General features: G+C 54.2%; 21 protein-coding genes. 10 read left to right on the top strand and 11 right to left on the bottom strand.

Features of this window, described 5'->3' with window-relative positions; all coding sequences use genetic code 11:
• Positions 1 to 11: 11 nt before the first annotated feature.
• The 6 genes from LG297_RS02325 (at position 12) to LG297_RS02300 (ending at position 3,110) form a co-directional block, all read left to right on the top strand.
• Positions 12 to 434 carry a cupin domain-containing protein gene (locus LG297_RS02325; protein ID WP_404424737.1) on the top strand — a complete coding sequence of 141 codons (423 nt, stop codon included), beginning with the start codon at positions 12 to 14 and terminating at the stop codon, positions 432 to 434.
• Between the two features lie 134 nt (positions 435 to 568).
• The gene (locus LG297_RS02320) at positions 569 to 1,033 is read left to right on the top strand and encodes a carboxymuconolactone decarboxylase family protein (RefSeq protein WP_404424735.1); all 465 of its coding nucleotides are present in this window, start codon (positions 569 to 571) and stop codon (positions 1,031 to 1,033) included.
• Positions 1,020 to 1,913 (top strand): sigma-70 family RNA polymerase sigma factor, encoded by an 894-nt coding sequence (locus LG297_RS02315; protein WP_404424733.1) that lies wholly within the window; start codon positions 1,020 to 1,022, stop codon positions 1,911 to 1,913. Before LG297_RS02320 ends, LG297_RS02315 begins: the two co-directional genes overlap by 14 nt.
• A 139-nt stretch (positions 1,914 to 2,052) precedes the next feature.
• A complete protein-coding gene (locus tag LG297_RS02310; RefSeq protein ID WP_404424731.1) occupies positions 2,053 to 2,241 on the top strand; it encodes a hypothetical protein in 189 nt (62 codons plus the stop codon).
• Positions 2,242 to 2,355: 114 nt separating this feature from the next.
• Positions 2,356 to 2,628 (top strand): hypothetical protein, encoded by a 273-nt coding sequence (locus LG297_RS02305; protein WP_404424729.1) that lies wholly within the window; start codon positions 2,356 to 2,358, stop codon positions 2,626 to 2,628.
• Positions 2,574 to 3,110, top strand: a complete 537-nt coding sequence (locus LG297_RS02300; protein ID WP_404424727.1) for a substrate-binding periplasmic protein — start codon at positions 2,574 to 2,576, stop codon at positions 3,108 to 3,110. The genes LG297_RS02305 and LG297_RS02300 overlap by 55 nt, the downstream gene beginning before the upstream one ends.
• A gap of 74 nt (positions 3,111 to 3,184) precedes the next feature.
• On the opposite strand, the gene LG297_RS02295 is transcribed toward LG297_RS02300, so the two are convergent.
• Positions 3,185 to 3,784, bottom strand: coding sequence for a short chain dehydrogenase (locus tag LG297_RS02295; protein ID WP_404424725.1), 600 nt, complete (start codon positions 3,782 to 3,784; stop codon positions 3,185 to 3,187).
• A 105-nt stretch (positions 3,785 to 3,889) separates the two neighbouring features.
• Here LG297_RS02295 and LG297_RS02290 point away from each other — a divergent pair, with 105 nt between their 5' ends.
• Positions 3,890 to 4,816: a LysR family transcriptional regulator gene (locus LG297_RS02290; protein ID WP_404424723.1), complete on the top strand. Its 927-nt coding sequence runs from the start codon at positions 3,890 to 3,892 to the stop codon at positions 4,814 to 4,816.
• Here the strand turns inward: LG297_RS02290 and gluQRS are convergent.
• The 4 genes from gluQRS to LG297_RS02270 all read right to left on the bottom strand — a co-directional run bounded on the left by gluQRS (position 4,809) and on the right by LG297_RS02270 (position 9,493).
• Positions 4,809 to 5,651, bottom strand: coding sequence for a tRNA glutamyl-Q(34) synthetase GluQRS (gluQRS, locus tag LG297_RS02285; protein WP_404424721.1), 843 nt, complete (start codon positions 5,649 to 5,651; stop codon positions 4,809 to 4,811). The two genes, LG297_RS02290 and gluQRS, sit on opposite strands and share 8 nt — an antisense overlap.
• Before the next feature lie 21 nt (positions 5,652 to 5,672).
• Complete coding sequence (cobT, locus tag LG297_RS02280; protein ID WP_404424719.1) at positions 5,673 to 7,589, bottom strand: cobaltochelatase subunit CobT; 1,917 nt, start codon at positions 7,587 to 7,589, stop codon at positions 5,673 to 5,675.
• 55 nt (positions 7,590 to 7,644) lie between these two features.
• Positions 7,645 to 8,652, bottom strand: a complete 1,008-nt coding sequence (gene cobS / locus LG297_RS02275) for a cobaltochelatase subunit CobS (protein ID WP_404424717.1) — start codon at positions 8,650 to 8,652, stop codon at positions 7,645 to 7,647.
• 196 nt (positions 8,653 to 8,848) lie between these two features.
• Positions 8,849 to 9,493, bottom strand: coding sequence for a DnaJ domain-containing protein (locus LG297_RS02270; RefSeq protein ID WP_404424715.1), 645 nt, complete (start codon positions 9,491 to 9,493; stop codon positions 8,849 to 8,851).
• Positions 9,494 to 9,653: 160 nt separating this feature from the next.
• Here LG297_RS02270 and LG297_RS02265 point away from each other — a divergent pair, with 160 nt between their 5' ends.
• From LG297_RS02265 to LG297_RS02255, 3 genes are all read left to right on the top strand, one after another.
• Complete coding sequence (locus tag LG297_RS02265; protein WP_404424713.1) at positions 9,654 to 9,944, top strand: BolA family protein; 291 nt, start codon at positions 9,654 to 9,656, stop codon at positions 9,942 to 9,944.
• Between the two features lie 154 nt (positions 9,945 to 10,098).
• A complete protein-coding gene (locus LG297_RS02260) occupies positions 10,099 to 11,352 on the top strand; it encodes a PQQ-dependent sugar dehydrogenase (protein ID WP_404424711.1) in 1,254 nt (417 codons plus the stop codon).
• Positions 11,352 to 11,930 carry a c-type cytochrome gene (locus LG297_RS02255; protein ID WP_404424709.1) on the top strand — a complete coding sequence of 193 codons (579 nt, stop codon included), beginning with the start codon at positions 11,352 to 11,354 and terminating at the stop codon, positions 11,928 to 11,930. The genes LG297_RS02260 and LG297_RS02255 overlap by 1 nt, the downstream gene beginning before the upstream one ends.
• Here LG297_RS02255 and LG297_RS02250 read toward each other — a convergent pair whose 3' ends face one another.
• The 6 genes from LG297_RS02250 to LG297_RS02225 form a co-directional block, all read right to left on the bottom strand.
• Positions 11,931 to 13,265, bottom strand: coding sequence for a substrate-binding periplasmic protein (locus LG297_RS02250; RefSeq protein WP_404424707.1), 1,335 nt, complete (start codon positions 13,263 to 13,265; stop codon positions 11,931 to 11,933). It lies immediately after the preceding gene.
• 73 nt (positions 13,266 to 13,338) lie between these two features.
• On the bottom strand, positions 13,339 to 13,929 hold the full coding sequence (locus LG297_RS02245) for a DUF2889 domain-containing protein (RefSeq protein WP_404424705.1): 591 nt from the start codon (positions 13,927 to 13,929) through the stop codon (positions 13,339 to 13,341).
• A 128-nt stretch (positions 13,930 to 14,057) separates the two neighbouring features.
• The gene (locus LG297_RS02240) at positions 14,058 to 14,507 is read right to left on the bottom strand and encodes a CBS domain-containing protein (RefSeq protein ID WP_404424703.1); all 450 of its coding nucleotides are present in this window, start codon (positions 14,505 to 14,507) and stop codon (positions 14,058 to 14,060) included.
• A 238-nt stretch (positions 14,508 to 14,745) separates the two neighbouring features.
• Positions 14,746 to 16,020 (bottom strand): HlyC/CorC family transporter, encoded by a 1,275-nt coding sequence (locus LG297_RS02235; RefSeq protein ID WP_404424701.1) that lies wholly within the window; start codon positions 16,018 to 16,020, stop codon positions 14,746 to 14,748.
• A gap of 124 nt (positions 16,021 to 16,144) precedes the next feature.
• A complete protein-coding gene (gene aroB, locus LG297_RS02230) occupies positions 16,145 to 17,260 on the bottom strand; it encodes a 3-dehydroquinate synthase (RefSeq protein WP_404424699.1) in 1,116 nt (371 codons plus the stop codon).
• Positions 17,257 to 17,859 carry a shikimate kinase gene (locus LG297_RS02225; protein ID WP_404424697.1) on the bottom strand — a complete coding sequence of 201 codons (603 nt, stop codon included), beginning with the start codon at positions 17,857 to 17,859 and terminating at the stop codon, positions 17,257 to 17,259. Before LG297_RS02225 ends, aroB begins: the two co-directional genes overlap by 4 nt.
• Positions 17,860 to 17,884: the final 25 nt, after the last annotated feature.

The following is a 17,884-nucleotide window of genomic DNA, read 5'->3' as shown; positions in this document are numbered from 1 at the left end:
AGGAGAAGAAAATGATCAGAAAATTCCTTTTTGCGACTGCGTTAATTGCAACCCTTCCTTTCGCGCAGAGTGTCTCGGCCCACTCGCACAACAAAGATGCCAAAGTCACCGTCGTTTATGAACATGAACTGCCCAATGTTCCGGGTAAAAGCATGAAGGCGGTGTTGGTCGAATATGGTCCTGGCGGCTTTTCTTCGGCACATACCCACGCGGAATCGGCATTCATTTACGCAACCATCCTTGAAGGTGCAATCAACAGCCAGGTCAATGATGGCCCGGTCGTGACCTATCGCGCCGGTGAAAGCTTTTCCGAATATCCCGGTGATCGCCACGGCGTTAGCGCAAATGCCAGCAAGACCGAACCGGCAAAACTGCTTGCCGTGTTCGTTGTCGACACCGACGAAACCGTCCTGACCATCCCGATTGAAAATTAATCCCTCCGCGGGGATCCCCACAGGCATGGATCCCCGCATCAGCTTCCCCCGCCCCGGGGGGCGACGATCCTTCCCCGGATGGTTGCGAACATCTGCATCCGTCCAAAAGCAAACAGCAACAAGGCAATCAAACCATGACACTGCGCATTGAAAACCATTTCAAACTTGCCTCGAAATGCATAAAGCCGATGATGGCACTGGAAGGTGTCATTGAGGAAAGCAGTCTGGAACACCGTCTGCTCGAACTCGTTAAAATCCGTGCATCACAAATCAATGGCTGTGCTTTTTGCATTCATATGCACACCACGGATGCCCGTGCCGCCGGAGAAACCGAAATGCGTATCTATATGCTTGATGCATGGCGGGAATCATCGCTTTACAGCGAACGGGAACGTGCAGCCCTTGCCTGGACCGAAAACCTGACCCTGATCGCCGAGAAAGGTGCACCCAATGAAGAATATGCTACCCTTGCCAGCGTGTTCACCCCCGAAGAACAGGTTTATCTGACCATGGCTATCGGTGCGATCAATCTCTGGAACCGGTTCCAGATCGGCTTTGCCGCATCTCATCCGGTCAATGCGTCCGATGTACCCGCCTGATGAAGCGACTGCGGTGTTCGAAGAACACCGCATTCAGCTCAAACGTTTGGCATATCGAATGCTCGGCTCCTTGGCCGAGGCCGATGACGTTGTGCAGGACGCCTGGATTCGCTGGCAACGCACCGATCAAAGCGTTGTCCGCAATCCCGGTGTTTTTCTGAAACGCATCGTCACCCACCTGTGCCTTGATGTAATGAAGTCCGCTCGCGCCCAGCGCGAAATTTATGTCGGAAGCTGGCTTCCCGAACCTTTGGTCGAAGTCGAGGAAAAACCAAAGACTGATGAACTTACCCTCGGCTTGATGCTTGTACTTGAACGGCTCTCTCCGCTTGAACGGGCGGCATTTTTGCTGCATGACGTTTTTGCCGTATCCCTGAACGATGTCGCCGAAACACTAAATCGCGACCCGGCCTCGGTCCGACAGCTTGCCGTGCGTGCGCGTAAACATGTCCAAGCCGCCAAACCGCGATACAATGTCGAACGTGACGAGGGCGAGAAAATCACACTGGCCTTTTTCAAGGCCGCCACTCATGGCGATATCAGCGCATTAAGCACCATGCTGGCAGATAATGTCGTGATGCGCGCTGACGGTGGCGGCAAGGTTAATGCGTGGCTTAACCCCATCCGCGGCGCAGACCGGATCATACGCCTGTTTGCCGGGCTGTTTCGCAAACGGCATGGCGAGGCTGAAAAGCTTCTTTCCTTTCTTTGGATCGATGGGTTACCGGGCTTTGCCAGTTTGGAACGCGGCAATGTCCTGCAAACCACTGCCTTGGAAATCCGCGACGGCAAGATCAGCCGCATCTTTATCACGCGCAATCCGGACAAACTGCGTCACGTTGCCAGATTGCTGGATATGCCCGATCCACAAGTCCACTGAATGCTTTATGTAATGATCACCACATAAATCATGAGACATCACCAAAACGCAGATTGATCCTTGTCAAAACATCATCGCGCATTCGGTGCTAGGGTGCTATCATAGATATTCCGCACACGCTTGGGGAGCATTGCGCAAGATGAAAACCGATTCCAAGGTATCCATGCCTCTTCTGGGCATTTTGCTGGTTGCTGTAATTGGCCTTGTTCTGTATTTGGCCGGTTATGTGCTGGCGCATTTCGGTATTCCGGTTGCGTCGATCTGGATTTATGTCGCCCTTGCACTGGTTCCGGTCGTCTTCCTTGTTCTTCTGGATTTCAGCCGCTAATTCCCGTCACAGCGGGAAAATTGCCTGCACATACTTAACCATTCATATAAACACATTGAAATTTAAACGCGTATAACGATATCGACTTTATCACCTTACGGGGAACAAAGTGCGATGCAGCGCTACTTAAAAGCGCAACTGAAAAAATTTGCGTTGGGTTTCACGTTGATCATGCTTGCCTCCGGGCATGTTTCGGCACAATCAATCACATTCCTGACGGAATATGTTCCCTCTCGTAGTTATATTGATGAAAAAGACCACACCGTTACCGGCTGGGCCAGCGAGGCTGTCCGGGAAATTTCAAAACTTTCGGATACAACAGTTCTTGCCCCTTGGGCCAATCTTACCGTCTTGTCCTTGATGATCCCGATGCCTGCATTTTTCTGATTACCCGCACCCCGGATCGCGAAAACCTGTTTCAGTGGGTCGGACCGATGATGATGACAGACTGGACGTTTTTTGCTGCAGCATCATCGGGCATTACGGCCCACGGCCTGGCCGATATTCGCCATCTGACCATCGGGATTTACCGCAATGACGTCCGCCATGAATATCTTCAGTCACTTGGCGGATACAATCTTGTCGTCATGTCCGAACGGGACCTTGGACCCGATCTTTTGCGGGCGGGGCGGATCGATTTATGGTTCGACAGCCATGACGGCATTGATCATTTCAATCCACCGGACCGCCGCCATCAGATCACACCGGTTCTGCCCCTTGAGCGCCCATCTCTCTGGGTTGGCTGCAATCGCCGGGTGGACAAAACACTGGTCCTTCGCATGAACAAAGCCGCCAAGAAAATACGGAACAACGGCTATCTTGCGCAACTCCGCGAAGAGTTCGAAGGTCGCAGTACGGCCACGCAATAACACCCCGCGATACATATCCGGTAATGATAACCGGCTGCAGCCGGAAAGCCGCAGCCGGTTTAATTTTTGAAAAATCAGAAAATCTCGAAAACCTGACCGGTCTGAAGACCTTCCACCGATTTGGCATAACCAAGGGCTGCACGTGCAGCCGGAACGGGATCATGCCCGCGGAAATACGGTGCGTAGCCTTCCATCGCCTCAAGGATCACACCGGGGCTGACCGCGTTGATACGCAGACCCGGTTTCATTTCAATTGCCACCGCACGAACAAAGGATTCAATCGCCCCGTTCACCATCGAGGCAGAACTGCCATAACGGATCGGATCTTTGGACAGGATGCCGGTGGTAAGTGTAAATGATGCGTCATCCGACACATGGTCACGCCCGACCAATACCAGATTGACCTGCCCCATCAGTTTGTCATTGATCCCGATGCGGTATTTGTCATCGTCCATTTCGGCGAAATCACCGAAATGAACTTTGCCTGTCGCAGAAACAACGGCGTCAACTTTTCCGACCTTTTCAAACATGCCTCGAATTGATGCGATATCGGTCAGGTCAACATTGACGTCCCCGCTTGATCGCGAGGCACGAATGATTTCGTGACGTTGGGACAATTCAGCATCAATCCCGCGTCCGATAATCCCTGATGCACCTATCAGCAAAACTTTCATTTCATCCTCCGTCTTCGGAATGTGTTTCGATGGGAAGATCGTCTCATAGGACAATGACAATGATAATCTGGTGATTCCCAAACATCTTGTTTAGTATTTTAAACAATGAAAGATTATCTGAGTGAAATGCGCAGCTTTGCGACCGTCGTAGAAAACGGTGGCTTCACCCAAGCCGCCAAGGTGCTTGGCGTGTCAAAAGGCCTGATCAGCCAGCATGTCAAACGGCTGGAGGCCGAATTGGGCGCACAATTGCTGTTCCGGTCCACCCGCAAGGTCGAGCCGACCGAGATCGGCACTACCTTTCTGGGTTATTGCCAGAACATCATCCAAAGTGCCTCCGCCGCATTCGAGGCCGTCGAGGCCCTGCGCGGCGAGCCGGTCGGCACCGTTCGCATTACGGTTCCCGTGTCCTTTGGTGAAATGTTTCTCAATGACATCATCGTCGCGTTTCAAAGGACCCATCCGCGTATCCAGATCGAGATGGAACTGGAAAACACATTTCGCGATCTGCAATCGTCCCATATCGATATCGCCATTCGTGCCGGATTAACCGACGACCCGGAACAGGTTGCCATTCCGTTGGGTCAATTGTCCGAACTGGTCTGCGCGAGCCCTGCCTACTGGGCAAAGCACCCAAAGCCCGAAATACCCGCCGATCTGGCAAATCACAATTGCCTGCTGAACTTTCAGTACTACAAGGACGGCAACTGGGTTTTCTTTTCCGATGATGGCGCACAGTCAATTCCGGCACAGGGCAATCTGCGCCTGAACCATTATCCACTATTGCGCAATGCCGCGATCCGTGGATTGGGGGTTGCCCGGCTGCCGCGATATGTTGCCCTTCCGGCAATCCATGACGGGTTGCTTGAAACGGCACTCGATGGCTATTCATCACCGTTACGGCCAATCTATCTGGTTTATCCCTATCAGGAAAACCTGCCGGTCAAAAACCGGCTGATGATCGATTTTATTCGAAGCTGGTTCGTCGAACGTCCGGACCTTCTGGAAACCAGAACGACATTGCCTAGATAGTTCCGCCGCTTAACGCAATAACCTCGTCTGCGCTCATGCCCTCGTCACGCATGAATCGAAGGGTCTTTGATTTGTCGCGCTTGGCAAACCGTTTGCCATCCGGCCCGGTCAGCAAGCCGTGATGATGATATTCCGGCACATCATAGCCCAGCAATTCCTGTAGCAGACGATGCAGGTGGCTTGCGAAAAACAGGTCTTCACCACGTGTGACAAGGTTGATCCCCTGCAAATGATCATCATGGGTCACAGACAGATGGTAGCTCGTCGGCGTATCCTTGCGCGCCAGAACAACATCGCCAAATATTTCCGGCGTGGCATCCTGTTTGCCTGCCTTGCGATCATACCATGATAACGGGCCACCAGCCTGCCTGACTGCCCCCCCCATATCCAGACGCAGGGCATAGCTTTCACCGGCCGCAATGCGGTCCGCACGCTCGGACGCGCTGCAATGACGGCAGGTCCCCGGATAATGTGCACCATCAGGACCATGCGGGGCATTTCCGATCCGCTCGATTTCTTCCTGAATGTCTTTTCGCGTGCAAAAGCACGGATAAAGCAACCCCGCCTCGCTCAAACGATCCAGCACCTTCTGATAATCACGGAAATGCTGTGACTGTATACGGACAGGGTTTTCCCATTGAAGCCCCAGCCAAGCAAGGTCCTCAAAGATCGCATCAACATATTCCGGGCGACAGCGGGTTTGATCTATATCTTCGATCCGTAAAAGGAAACCGCCATCCGGCCCGGCCTGTTTTGCAGAAAACAGGGCCGACGCCGCGTGGCCAAGATGCAGAAAGCCGGTCGGACTGGGCGCAAAGCGGGTAATGGCTGACATGACGGCCCCTATCCCCTTTGCCTACCAGCGGTCGCGATCACCGGTCGCCTTGTCCTTGGCGGTATCCGCGGGCACATGACGCATCGGGCGTTTGGGCTGACGGGCACCCTGTTCATCGAACAGATCGGACAATTCGCGCAACATGGTGCCACCCAATTCTTCCGGGTCATTGATCGTAACGGCACGCTTGTAATAGCGCGTGACGTCGTGCCCGATGCCGATTGCAAGCAATTCAACCGGTGACCGCGTCTGAATCCAGTCGATCACTTCGCGCAGGTGACGTTCAAGATAATTTCCGGAATTAACCGACAGGGTCGAATCATCTACCGGAGCCCCGTCGGAAATCACCATCAAAATCCGGCGTTGTTCCGAACGTGCCAGAAGACGTTCATGCGCCCAAAGCAGTGCTTCGCCGTCGATATTTTCCTTAAGCAACCCTTCGCGCAGCATCAGGCCAAGGTTCTTGCGTGCGCGCCGCCACGGCGTATCGGCGGCCTTGTATATAATGTGACGCAGATCGTTCAGTCGACCAGGTTTTGGCGGCTTGCCGCTTTCAACCCATTTTTCGCGCGATTGTCCGCCCTTCCACTGCCGGGTGGTAAAGCCAAGGATTTCGACCTTCACGCCGCACCGTTCAAGGGTACGCGCCAGAATATCGGCCGAAAGTGCGGCAATCGTGATCGGACGCCCGCGCATGGACCCGGAATTGTCAATAAGCAGGGTGACCACCGTATCGCGGAAATCCGTATCCTGTTCCTGCTTGAAAGACAGCGAGGTCGAAGGCGTTGCAACAATGCGTGCGAGTTTTGCAGCATCAAGAATGCCTTCTTCAAGATCAAAATCCCAACCGCGGTTTTGCTGCGCCATCAGGCGACGCTGCAAGCGGTTGGCAAGGCGCGAAACGACATTCTGCAAATTTGCAAGCTGCTTATCGAGCATGGCACGCAAACGCGAAAGCTCCAGCCCTTCGCAAAGCTCATCGGCGGTGACGATTTCATCGAATTCACGAGTAAATGGCTCATACCCGCGTTCAATCGGTTCGTTCCGACCATCAAATTCCGGCTGTTCGCCCGGTCCGGCAGGCTGTTCTTCCTGCGACATGGCCTCAAGCTGCTGATCGTCGATATCGCCTTCACCGGCTTCGGCTTCTTCGGTACCGGCATCCTGCTGCTGATCATCACCATCAGGCTCGGACTCGTCGGCCTGCCCCTGCTGACCGCCTTGGCTGTCGAGTTCCTCGTCCGGGTCGGTTTCGCCTTCCTTTTCGTCCTCGTCCTCGCCTTCGTTTTCCGGCGGGGCATCGTCGATATCGTCTTCAAGCGACAAATGATCCAGCAAGCGGCGAAGGCCGCGTGCAAAGGCATCCTGATCATCAAGCACATCGCGCAGATCGCTAAGATCGGCACCAGCATTTTTTTCGATATGGGCGCGCCACAAATCAATCAGCGGACGGGCCGATTGCGGGGCGGGTTCGCCGGTAAATATCTCGCGCGCCAGCATCCCGATTGCATCGGCAAACGGGGCATCTTCGCGCGCAGTCAGGCGATGGAAGTTTTTGGCACGGCAATCCTGTTCGGCATGTTCACGAAGGTTCTTGCGCACACCGGGGAAATAACGCGAACCGACCGCCTCGCAACGTGCCGTTTCCAGCGCGTCGTAAACAGCCTGTGCCTCTGCCGTTTCGGGCATGCGACGCGCATGAAGGGCCACGTCATGGTGGCGCAGTTTCAGGGCCCAGCCATCGGCAACACCACGCAGATCGGCAACCTCGTCCTTCGGCAGAGCCTGTTTGGGCATCGGCAGGCGCACATGTTCGCCATAGCCCCCCGCCCGGCCGCCTTTGACAAAGCCGACTTCAAGATCATTGCGTCCGGCAAGCGCGCGAAACGTCGCCGCTGTGCCGCGCAAAAATCCGGAAAGCGCTTCATCATTCTTCATTGCACTACTCGCTTCTGGAATCAGGTCGCCGATTTGCTTTAACAACAGATGGTCCTTAGCGGACCATCACATTGATGGCTTCTTCGGGCAGTTCCTCGCCAAAGCAACGCTGATAATATTCTGCCAGGATCGGGCGTTCGACCTCGTCGCAACGGTTCAGAAACGTCACGCGGAACGCATAGGATATATCTTGGAAAATCTCGACATTTTCGGCCAGCGTAATAACGGTACGCGGGCTCATGACGGTCGAAATATCGCCCGCAACAAACCCCTGACGGGTCAGGTTGGCCAGCGCAACCATGGCCTCGATTTTCTTGCGACCTTCGGCATTATCGAATGACGGCACCTTGGCGGCAACGATGTTGGTTTCATCCGAAACCGAAAGATAGTTCAACGTCGCAACAATCGACCAACGGTCCATCTGTGCTTGGTTGATCTGCTGGGTTCCGTGATAGAGGCCTGTGGTATCTCCAAGCCCGACCGTGTTCGACGTCGCGAACAGGCGGAAATTCGGATGCGGATGAATAACCTTGTTCTGGTCAAGCAGGGTCAGCTTGCCATCAACTTCCAAAACACGCTGGATCACGAACATAACGTCCGGACGACCGGCATCATATTCATCAAACACCATGGCCACCGGGCGTTTAAGCGCCCAGGGCAGAATGCCTTCACGGAATTCGGTGATCTGTTTGCCATCGCGCAGTACGATAGCGTCCTTGCCGATCAGATCGATACGCGAAATATGGCTATCAAGGTTGACACGAACACACGGCCAGTTCAGGCGTGCGGCAACCTGTTCGATATGGGTCGATTTACCCGTCCCGTGATACCCTTGGATCATCACACGGCGGTTATGGGCGAAGCCCGCCAGAATGGCCAATGTGGTATCGCGATCAAACCGATAGGTCGGATCAATCATGGGGACATGTTCGCTGCCCTGGCTGAATGCCGGGACTTTCATATCGCTATCAATCCCGAACGCTTCGCGCACGGAGATTTTGATGTCGGGTGCATCCAGCGGATGTTCGGCGGCTACACCTGTCGCTTCGTAACCTTGGCTCATAAGTACTCGCGCATTTTATCGGACCGGTGACGCGGTCTCGTTTGAAACTAGCTCATTAATAGCGGCTAAGATGCGCGTGACAAAGGGAAGATGCGCAAAAAATGTCTGTCGCCGCAAATGGATCGAACAATGAAAAGGTCCGGGGCGTGAATTGCAAGGCAGATTTTATCAAAATCGTCCCGGCACCGGGCTCTGTTCAAAGGGAAACGCGTGCTTCCAGATCGCGGATGTAGCTCATCAGTGATGAATAGGCCGCACTGATTTTTTTAAACCGTTCTTCCGCCCCCTTGTCCCCGCCATTGGCATCGGGGTGGTATTTCTTCGACAGCGTTTTGTATTTCGACTTCAATTCGTCCTTGGAAAATGGCCAGCCAAGGTCAAGTGTTGCCATTGCCTGTTGCTGTTCGGACGGCATGCCCATTGCTCCTGCACGGCGCTGGGCGTCTTCGCTTTTGCGTCGACGGTCACCGGCCGGGTCTCCGCCCGGGCCATGATGGGTTGGATCACCATCTTCATTAAAGAAGCCGAACCCGTCGCTGAATTTGAAGTTGAACGGCTTTTTGGCACCGCGAATATGGCCGAACCGCCATGTCGGCCGCTGCCAGTGGGTATCACGCCGGACATCATTTTCAATGTCTTCGGCCTTCATGCCTTCGTAGTAGTTCCAGGACTTGTTGTATTCCCGGACATGGTCGAGGCAGAATTTGTAATAGTCACGCAGTTTGCGATCCTTGGGCGCACGAAATTCGCCATGACCTTCACATCCCGGCCACTCGCATGCGGGCAGGTCTGGTTCTTCATGGTAAAGGGTTTTGCGCTTGTTGCGTTGGCCTCGGTTCATCTGCGTCTATATGTTCTGATCATCGGGGTTCGCAATATCATACGGGCCGATTTAATGCGATAAAAGGCTTGAAAAACTGCCATTGCGTGCCAGAACGGTGCCAACAGCTGAATTTTCGCATTCATCAATGTGAAACACACCGAAACAAGAGGCGATTGACATGCAGGTAGCCCAACAGATTCGAGATATCCTGACCACGGAATTTGCCCCGGAGAAACTCGAAATCATCGACGATTCGTCGAAACATGCCGGTCATTCCGGTGCCGACCCGCGCGGCGAATCCCATTTTTCGGTGCTGGTGGTGTCTAAAAAATTCGATGGCGAGAATCGCGTCAATCGTCAGCGGCTGGTTTACACGGCCCTTGACCAGCTTCTCAAGGACCGGGTTCATGCGCTGGCACTCAAGACCATGACGCCTGCCGAGTATGCCGCAGCCCTTACCAGACAATAACCATCGCGTTTATTCCACATGGTGAAATCAACTTAGACGACCGTTATTTTTCGGCGCAATAATAGCCCAGAAGCCCCCTGCGCAGGTTCCTGCCTATGTATGGGGCGCGGGCGCCGGTCAAATCTGCGTCCGATACAAACGGGAGGACTATGTGATGAAAACGCGCCTTGTCGGGGCGAGCGTCGCCCTGTTTATGTCCGCAACGGCCCATGCACAGGCCCCTGCCCCGGACAATCTCGAAAAGCTTTCCAATTTCCAGTCAACCGGAACCACCGAATTCACCAGAATCGAACAAACCGGTGACTATGCCGACGGTATCAAAAAGACTCTCGAACGCATTACCCTGCCTGCCGGTTTCAAGATTGCCCTTTATGCCGTCGTACCCGATGCCCGCCATATCGCGGTTGGGCCCCAGGGGGTTGTAACATTTGTCGGCACGCGCAAGGACAAGGTCTGGTCGGTCACTGATCGCAACAAGGACCGGGTTGCGGACGAGGTCAAGGATTTCGCCCCGTCTTTGCGGTTTTCCATTCCGAACGGGCCGTGTTTCTCGCCCGATGGGATGCTGTATATCGCAGAACAGAACCGGGTTCTGACATTCCCCGCCGCCGAGTTTTTCTATGAAAGCCCGGATGTTGCAGCATTTAATGTCGTTAAGCAGGGTGAACTGGTTCCGCCATCCGAGGAAAGTTACAATCACACCGCACGTGTCTGCAAAATCGGCCCGGATGGCAAACTTTATATCTCGCTTGGGCAGCCATTCAATGTTGCACCAAAGGACAAGCTTGATCTTTATCGCGAACATGGGATCGGCGGCATCATCCGGATCAATATCGATGGGTCCGGGCGCGAAGTTTACACTTACGGAGTCAGGAACTCCGTCGGTCACGACTTCCATCCCCAAACCGGGGAATTATGGTGGACGGACAATCAGGTAGATGGCATGGGTGATGACATTCCCCCGGGTGAAATCAACCGGCAAACCGCAGCCGGTCAGCATTTCGGCCATCCGTGGTATGGCGGTGGCGACGTTCGCACCAATGAATATGCGGGTGAAGAAGTCCCCTATGACGTCGTGATGCCAGCGGTTGAAACCATTGCGCATGCAGCCGACCTTGGCATGAGCTTCTATACCGGCAAGATGTTTCCCGCCAAATACACCAACGCCATCTTCTCGGCCCAGCACGGGTCTTGGAACCGAACGACACCGGTCGGCGCGCGGGTGATGGTGACCTTTATCGACGACGACGGCAATGCAAGTACAGAACCGTTTGCCGAAGGCTGGATCGATGAAAACGGTGAATATCTTGGCCGCCCGGTCGATGTCGCCCAACTTCGGGACGGATCGCTGATCGTGTCAGATGATCTTGCCGGTGCACTTTATCGCATCTGGTACGAGGGCCAGTAATGCGGATATTGCTTGTCGTAATCCTCGGCGGGCTTTTGCCCGCCGGGACCGCCTTCGCACAGGATATTGATGCCGGGCGAAAAATTGCGGGCATGTGCCGCACCTGTCACGGGCTGGACGGATTTGCCCGCATCCCGATTGCGCCCCATATCGGTGGCGAACCCGCCGAATATATCGAAATGCAATTGCACGCTTTTCGCAACGGTAGCCGGGAACATGAAATGATGACGGTTGTCGCCAGCGGCTTGAACGATCAGCAGATTTCAGACGTTGCAGCCTGGTATAACCATTTCGAGATCATCTCAGCACTCCCTACCGGCAAATCCGGCGACGACGCGCCTGAACTTTGTGTTGCGTGCCATGGCGCAAACGGTATTTCGGAAATGCCCGATGCTCCGAACCTTGCCGGCGAGACCAACATCTACATCGAAACCCAGCTGAAGGCATTTCGGAACGGTAAAAGACATCATGAAGTCATGACAGAAATCGCAGCCGATCTGGATGACAACGCGATTCAGGCCGTTGCAGACTGGTATAGCGCAATGGAAATCAAAATTACCGATCCGGCAAAACCCTGATCAGCTATCGGGGCGCAGAGCCCCGGAAACATCAAGGCCAACCGTCATTGCCGCAATGACATTTCCGGTCTCGGGGTCGACAACCGGAACGGTTACCTGCGACAGGAAGGTACGGGTAGATCCGTCAAAATAAATATCGGCAATCTGGCTCAGATCAGGGTCCTGCCGGATGACTACTTTGAATTTCGGTTCATCGGACTGGTCAAAATCGGATGTCAGACGGTTCATGCCAATAACCGCCCCCTTGGTATTAAACACAAATATTTCCGCAATATTTTCAGCATCGCCTTTCTGGAACGAGCGCAAGATACCGGAAAGGGAGTTTTCAAGGATTTCGCCCGCCTTGGCACTAGCAACACCGCGCTCGCTGTCCCGACGCCATTCACGATCCAGATCGGCAAGTGCCCCTGCACGAACATCGGCCGTGCCCAATGCAGACCGGACAGCGGCAATCAGATTAGGATCACCAGCCATAGTACGGATCATCGGCAATTGCTGACGGGTGATAAGGTCACGCTCCCAGTCCTCAAGCCGCATGGGTAACGTTTCGCAGGTACGAAGTGCCGTGTTCAGGGCCCCGATCAGATCTGGATTGCGACGGGTATATTCCCGCCCGAAATAAATAACAAGCGGCGCATATCGTTCGAACTGAATCTTGAACTGGGCTTCATGGTGCCCCATATCATCACGCGCGGCTTCGAATGTCTGTTTGTCCACCAGCGCATATTCCACCCGCCCGGCCAGAACCTGCGAGATCAGCGAGGTGATCAACGGTACCTTGGCGATTTCATGATATCCCTGCTCGGCCAGCCACTCGGCCTCGTTCGAGCCAAGAATGGCGGCAACGGACAGCAGGCTGTCGGGAGCCGGGATCGACGCGAAACTGCCCTGTTGCCCGGCGGCTGAAATCCAGACCCATTTTTCAAGGGCAAGCGGTAAGGTCGGGTCGGCATATTCGTCCATAAACGGGCTTATCCGCGCCAGGAAAAAACCATCCGCCTGCCCGTTTCTAACCATTTCCCGGTTGCGCTGACGGGGGGCAATCGCAATCCCGTAGCCCAGTCCGATCCGGTCAAATGCACAATTCAGTACGGTTATGGAATAGCCCTTCAGAATACCATCCTGCAATTGCTGATAGGGGGGCTGCAGATTGGTTTGCAGGATCAGAAATGCGTCCTCGCCGGGTGAATCGGAAAATTCCTGAGCCCCTGCGGGCGGACTGTTAAGGATGAAGGCAAAACCGAATGCAATCAGACCAATCCGCAAAACGCGGACACAGACCACTGCAGATTGCCCGAAAATGTTTCGTCCCCATGGCTGCGTGTGGCGTTCCATACAACACCTGACATTCACCAAAACCCGTCACAGATGATATTGGGGTCGGCTGTCATCGTTACAAGATAGGGGCTCAGTCACCGGTATACATATCCGGGGCTATGCGTTTGACCGCAGCACCATCACTGCGCCAGCCATGGCAACTATTGACCAAGGGGGACCGGCGTTTTTTGGGCGGGCTCGATACGGTGCCGTCCTTTTCCGCCTGTTTGCTCCGTTCTTCGGCCTCGCGGGCGCGGATCGGAAAGATCGTCTGAAATGCAGTTGTCGCCACAGGTCCCATCAATTCGGTCAGATGTGTGCAACCGTGGATACCGCCGACCCTTTCGCGGATTTGCTGTTTCAGACCCGGTCCGATCTTCAGGCCAACCAGTTTTTCATAGTTTGGCGCAATTTCGTCGCAGGCATTGAACGGGGCATGATCGGTAACGGCCTCAACCGCACTGATCACCATGTTGTCTCCGACCGTAATGCGCAGCCACATTTCATGAATCGGCACGCCCGGCGGAATTTCGCCGCGATCATTGTTTTCAAACCCATATGTTTTGGTGTCGGTGATATGACCTTCGATATCCCAAAGGCCGTCTTGCCGACGATATCCGGTACAGGTGACCTTGCGGGTATGGATATGTTCGCGATCAGAAGCGGGGCTGGACAGGGGCATGGCGTATCTCTCCTTTACGTAAACGTAAAGACATTCACCCCCACGTTGTCAACCTTCAAAACGCAAGACGGCTGACGCCAAAACCCTGCGTCAGCCGCCGGAAGCCAGTTACCTCGCCGGAATCTGATTTAAGCGACGCCGTAATCTGACCCGAAAATGAATTTCTCGCGTTCGCGCAGATCTTCTTCAAGCTGCGCCTTGACGACATTGAACAGGTCACGGATCGAAACCATGCCAATGACATTTTCCCCGTCAATCACCGGAAGATGGCGGTAACGTCGGGCGCTCATCAGTTCAAGCGCGTTCATCGCGGTATCGTTGGGACCAAGGGTATCGGGATTGGCGGTCATAACCTTTTGAAGCGGTGTCGACGCCGCATCAAGTCCCTTGGCCACGACCCTGTTCACAAGGTCGCGTTCGGTAAAGATACCGGCAAGTTTGGCATTGTTATCGACAATAATCACGGCACCGATTTTGCGTTCGGTCATCATCACGACAGCATCCATAACCGAATCTGCAGGATTAAGGATTGCTATCGATTGTTCTTTGACGACACCAGGTACGATTTTCGTATCCATATTTTTTCTCTCTGCGGGTTGCTGTTGCCACGTGCCCTGCCCCGATCAGATTGCCAGATGCTGTGCATCAAACATGTTTGGGGCCCTTATTTGCAATTGGCCCTGCAATCACATCGATCAAGACCTTTGTCGATCATTTTAACCGATAAGTAGATTTATCATAACAGTTTTGCATCCTTTAACGCAAAACGGGCTGCATGGTTTCCCATGCAACCCGCCTGTTCTGGTCCCGCAAAAACTAGTTCAGTTCGTCAGTTGTGACTTCGCTGACTTCACGCAACTTGATCCGGGTGATCTGGTTGCGGATACGGCGCAGTACCTCGAATTCCAGCCCGTGAAAGCGGAATTGCTGCCCGACATCGGGAATGCGGCGGGTTTCATACAGCAAAAGCCCGGCAACGGTGGCGGCCTCTTCATCGGGTAAACGCCAGCCAAAACGACGGTTAAGATCGCGAATGGTGACATCGCCGCGCACAATGACCGAACCATCGGTCTGCGGCTGCACCCCGACGACCTCGACATCGGTTTCATCGGCAATATCACCAACGATTTCTTCAAGGATATCCTCAAGCGATACGACACCTTCAAAGGCGCCATACTCGTCGACGACAATCGCAAAATGTTCGTGGCGTTCCTTGAAGGCCTTGAGCTGATCGGCAAGCGTGGTGCTATCGGGAATGAACCACGGTTCCGAACTCAGCGCACGGACATCTTCGGCCGTTTCCGGTTTGGCACCGCGCACAATCGCCTTGAGCGCTTCACGCGCATGCAAGACCCCGACAATATTGTCCGGGTCCTTGTCATAGATCGGAATACGCGTATGCGGACTGCTCAGCACGGTATCAAGGATTTCATCCATCGGACGGGTAATGTCGATCATCTGGACCTTGCGCCGATGCACCATGATTTCCCAGACACCGACATCCTCAAGGTCAAGAATCCCGTGCAGCATGGTGCGTTCGGCATGATGATCGCCAACAACCACGTCATCGGCATGCAGTTCGATCGCGCCACGCAATTCACGTTCGCGATCAGTTCCCGGTCCCTCGCCGCTGCCGAAAAGACGCAGTGCGGCACCGACAACCACCTGAATCGTCTGGGTGATCGGAGCAAAAACCACCACAAGGACACTCATCGGGCGCGCCACGCGCAATGCCAGACTGTCGGCATGTTGCAGAGCATAGGTTTTTGGCATGATTTCAGAAAAGATCAACACCAGTGCCGTCATCATCGCCGTTGCGTAAACCACGCCGCTTTCACCGAACAGCTCGATCATGACCGATGTGGCCAGCGAAGATGCCAGGATATTGACCAGGTTATTGCCAAGCAGAATGGCACCGATCAGGCGTTCCTGATACTGACGAAGCCGGTTTACAATCGCGGCCCGGACATCGCCATCCTGTTCCTTGTGATACATGACCGGTCGCGATGCTGCCGTAAGCGCCGTTTCCGAGCCCGAGAAAAATGCCGACAACATCAGCAGGATAAAAATCACGACAATCGTGATTGTCATTCAGGTCCTTCTCCAAAAGGTATACACGCAACAGAACATCACTTTGTCCTGTTGCGACGTATCAGGTCAATCATCCATCCGGCAAGTCATCAACGTCACAGTCTTCGGGAACATCCCCGCTGGCTCAGGCACGGCATGACCGGGTAATGGCAGCGCGCATTTTGTCCACATCCATCGCCCTGGATGTAAAGGCCTTGCCGATACCACGTGTCATCACAAAGGTGATCTCGCCATCGCTGACCTTTTTGTCACGCGACATGTGCCCGATCAAACGATCAATGTCCCAATGCATTCCCGTCACCTCGGAGGCCACCACAGGTAAACCGACCGATTTCAGGTGACTGACAATTCGCTCCTTCTCACCGGCCGGGGCCATGCCCATTGCAGCACATACGTCATGGGCAATGACCATTCCCATAGCGACCGCTTCGCCGTGCAGAAGCTTCGCGCCATAGCCTGTTTCCGCCTCAAGCGCATGACCGAATGTATGGCCAAGGTTCAAAAGCGCACGTTTTCCGGACTCGCGTTCGTCCTGCGATACGATCCGCGCCTTGGCGGCACAACTGCGCATGACAGCTTCGCGGCGTTCCGGCCCATCATTGTTCAAAATGGCTTCGGCATTGCTTTCCAGCCAGTCAAAGAATTCCGGATCATCGATCAGACCGTATTTCACAACCTCGGCATAGCCGGCCAGCATTTCACGTCGCGGCAAGGTATCAAGGACTGCCGTATCAGCCAGAACCAGACGCGGCTGATGGAATGCGCCAACAAGGTTTTTGCCCGATTTCGAATTGATCCCGGTCTTGCCCCCGACCGAACTGTCGACCTGCGACAGAAGTGTTGTTGGAATTTGCACGAAATCAAGCCCGCGCAGAAGCGACGCAGCAACATATCCCGCCAGATCGCCAACCACACCACCACCAAGCGCGATGATCAGGGTCGACCGCTCGATGCCCATCGCAAGAATTTGCTCAACAACATCTTCGAACACGGCAAAACTTTTGGATTTCTCGCCCGCCGGAACGATCACTTCGCGATGTGTAATCCCGGCCTCGTCAAGCGATGCCAGTACCGTCGGCAAATGCTGTTCCGCAACCGTGGCATCGCTGATAACGACCGCACCGGCCTTTCTGATAAAAGGCGCAATATGACTTGCGGTATCTGCCAGAAGGTTGCTGCCGACCAGAATGTCGTAACTGCGTTCGCCAAGTTCTACGCGAAGTGCGTCGTGATTGCTCACCGGATTATGTTCCCGTTTTCATCAAATGAACGTCCAAGCAGGGTCATTACCCCGTTGCAGGTTTCTTCCTTGGAAGATTCGTCACAATCAAAAATGATATCCGCACCGGCATAAACCGGATAGCGGGCTTCGATCAGATCGGCCAGAATCTGGCGCGGATCACCATTGTTCAGCAACGGGCGATGCGTGCGCCCGCTGGTCCGTTGCAACAGAAGATCAAGGTCTGCGCGCAGCCAGACCGAAATCGATTTTTCGAGAATAAGCGCACGGGTTTTTTCACGAATAAACGCACCGCCCCCCGTCGCAAGTACCAGCGGGTCACCATCCAGCAAACGGGCTATCACGCGTTCCTCACCGTCGCGAAAGGCTTCTTCGCCGTACAGCTTGAAGATGTCGGCAATCGAACATCCTGCCGCCTCTTCAATCTCACGATCGGCATCGACAAAATCCAGATCCAGCGCCTTGGCGACCATCCGTCCGATGCAGCTTTTCCCGGCCCCCATCAGACCGATAAACACCAGCGGCCGGCCTTTCAGCCCGTTCCGGATATTTGCAACCACGTCATCGCGCAAACCCGACTCGGCAATATTGCTCTCCATGATCGGTTTGCAGTCCTGTCTTTAA

It is taken from the genome of Thalassospira australica (assembly GCF_044790785.1).
Lineage (GTDB): Bacteria > Pseudomonadota > Alphaproteobacteria > Rhodospirillales > Thalassospiraceae > Thalassospira > Thalassospira australica_A.
This window is presented reverse-complemented; position numbering and strand designations above follow the sequence as displayed.

What these genes read in the sequence shown, in the direction of transcription:
- LG297_RS02270 (WP_404424715.1), bottom strand. Translation starts at nt 9,493, where the DNA reads ATGAACCGAGGCCAACGCAACAAGCGCAAAACCCTTTACCATGAAGAA.
- LG297_RS02250 (WP_404424707.1), bottom strand. Translation starts at nt 13,265, where the DNA reads ATGGAACGCCACACGCAGCCATGGGGACGAAACATTTTCGGGCAATCT.
- LG297_RS02295 (WP_404424725.1), bottom strand. Translation starts at nt 3,784, where the DNA reads ATGAAAGTTTTGCTGATAGGTGCATCAGGGATTATCGGACGCGGGATT.
- LG297_RS02225 (WP_404424697.1), bottom strand. Translation starts at nt 17,859, where the DNA reads ATGGAGAGCAATATTGCCGAGTCGGGTTTGCGCGATGACGTGGTTGCA.
- cobS (WP_404424717.1), bottom strand. Translation starts at nt 8,652, where the DNA reads ATGAGCCAAGGTTACGAAGCGACAGGTGTAGCCGCCGAACATCCGCTG.
- LG297_RS02240 (WP_404424703.1), bottom strand. Translation starts at nt 14,507, where the DNA reads ATGGATACGAAAATCGTACCTGGTGTCGTCAAAGAACAATCGATAGCA.
- LG297_RS02310 (WP_404424731.1), top strand. Translation starts at nt 2,053, where the DNA reads ATGAAAACCGATTCCAAGGTATCCATGCCTCTTCTGGGCATTTTGCTG.
- gluQRS (WP_404424721.1), bottom strand. Translation starts at nt 5,651, where the DNA reads ATGTCAGCCATTACCCGCTTTGCGCCCAGTCCGACCGGCTTTCTGCAT.
- LG297_RS02325 (WP_404424737.1), top strand. Translation starts at nt 12, where the DNA reads ATGATCAGAAAATTCCTTTTTGCGACTGCGTTAATTGCAACCCTTCCT.
- LG297_RS02235 (WP_404424701.1), bottom strand. Translation starts at nt 16,020, where the DNA reads ATGACAATCACGATTGTCGTGATTTTTATCCTGCTGATGTTGTCGGCA.
- LG297_RS02260 (WP_404424711.1), top strand. Translation starts at nt 10,099, where the DNA reads ATGAAAACGCGCCTTGTCGGGGCGAGCGTCGCCCTGTTTATGTCCGCA.
- LG297_RS02255 (WP_404424709.1), top strand. Translation starts at nt 11,352, where the DNA reads ATGCGGATATTGCTTGTCGTAATCCTCGGCGGGCTTTTGCCCGCCGGG.
- LG297_RS02265 (WP_404424713.1), top strand. Translation starts at nt 9,654, where the DNA reads ATGCAGGTAGCCCAACAGATTCGAGATATCCTGACCACGGAATTTGCC.
- LG297_RS02245 (WP_404424705.1), bottom strand. Translation starts at nt 13,929, where the DNA reads ATGCCCCTGTCCAGCCCCGCTTCTGATCGCGAACATATCCATACCCGC.
- LG297_RS02290 (WP_404424723.1), top strand. Translation starts at nt 3,890, where the DNA reads ATGAAAGATTATCTGAGTGAAATGCGCAGCTTTGCGACCGTCGTAGAA.
- LG297_RS02315 (WP_404424733.1), top strand. Translation starts at nt 1,020, where the DNA reads ATGTACCCGCCTGATGAAGCGACTGCGGTGTTCGAAGAACACCGCATT.
- LG297_RS02305 (WP_404424729.1), top strand. Translation starts at nt 2,356, where the DNA reads ATGCAGCGCTACTTAAAAGCGCAACTGAAAAAATTTGCGTTGGGTTTC.
- cobT (WP_404424719.1), bottom strand. Translation starts at nt 7,589, where the DNA reads ATGAAGAATGATGAAGCGCTTTCCGGATTTTTGCGCGGCACAGCGGCG.
- LG297_RS02320 (WP_404424735.1), top strand. Translation starts at nt 569, where the DNA reads ATGACACTGCGCATTGAAAACCATTTCAAACTTGCCTCGAAATGCATA.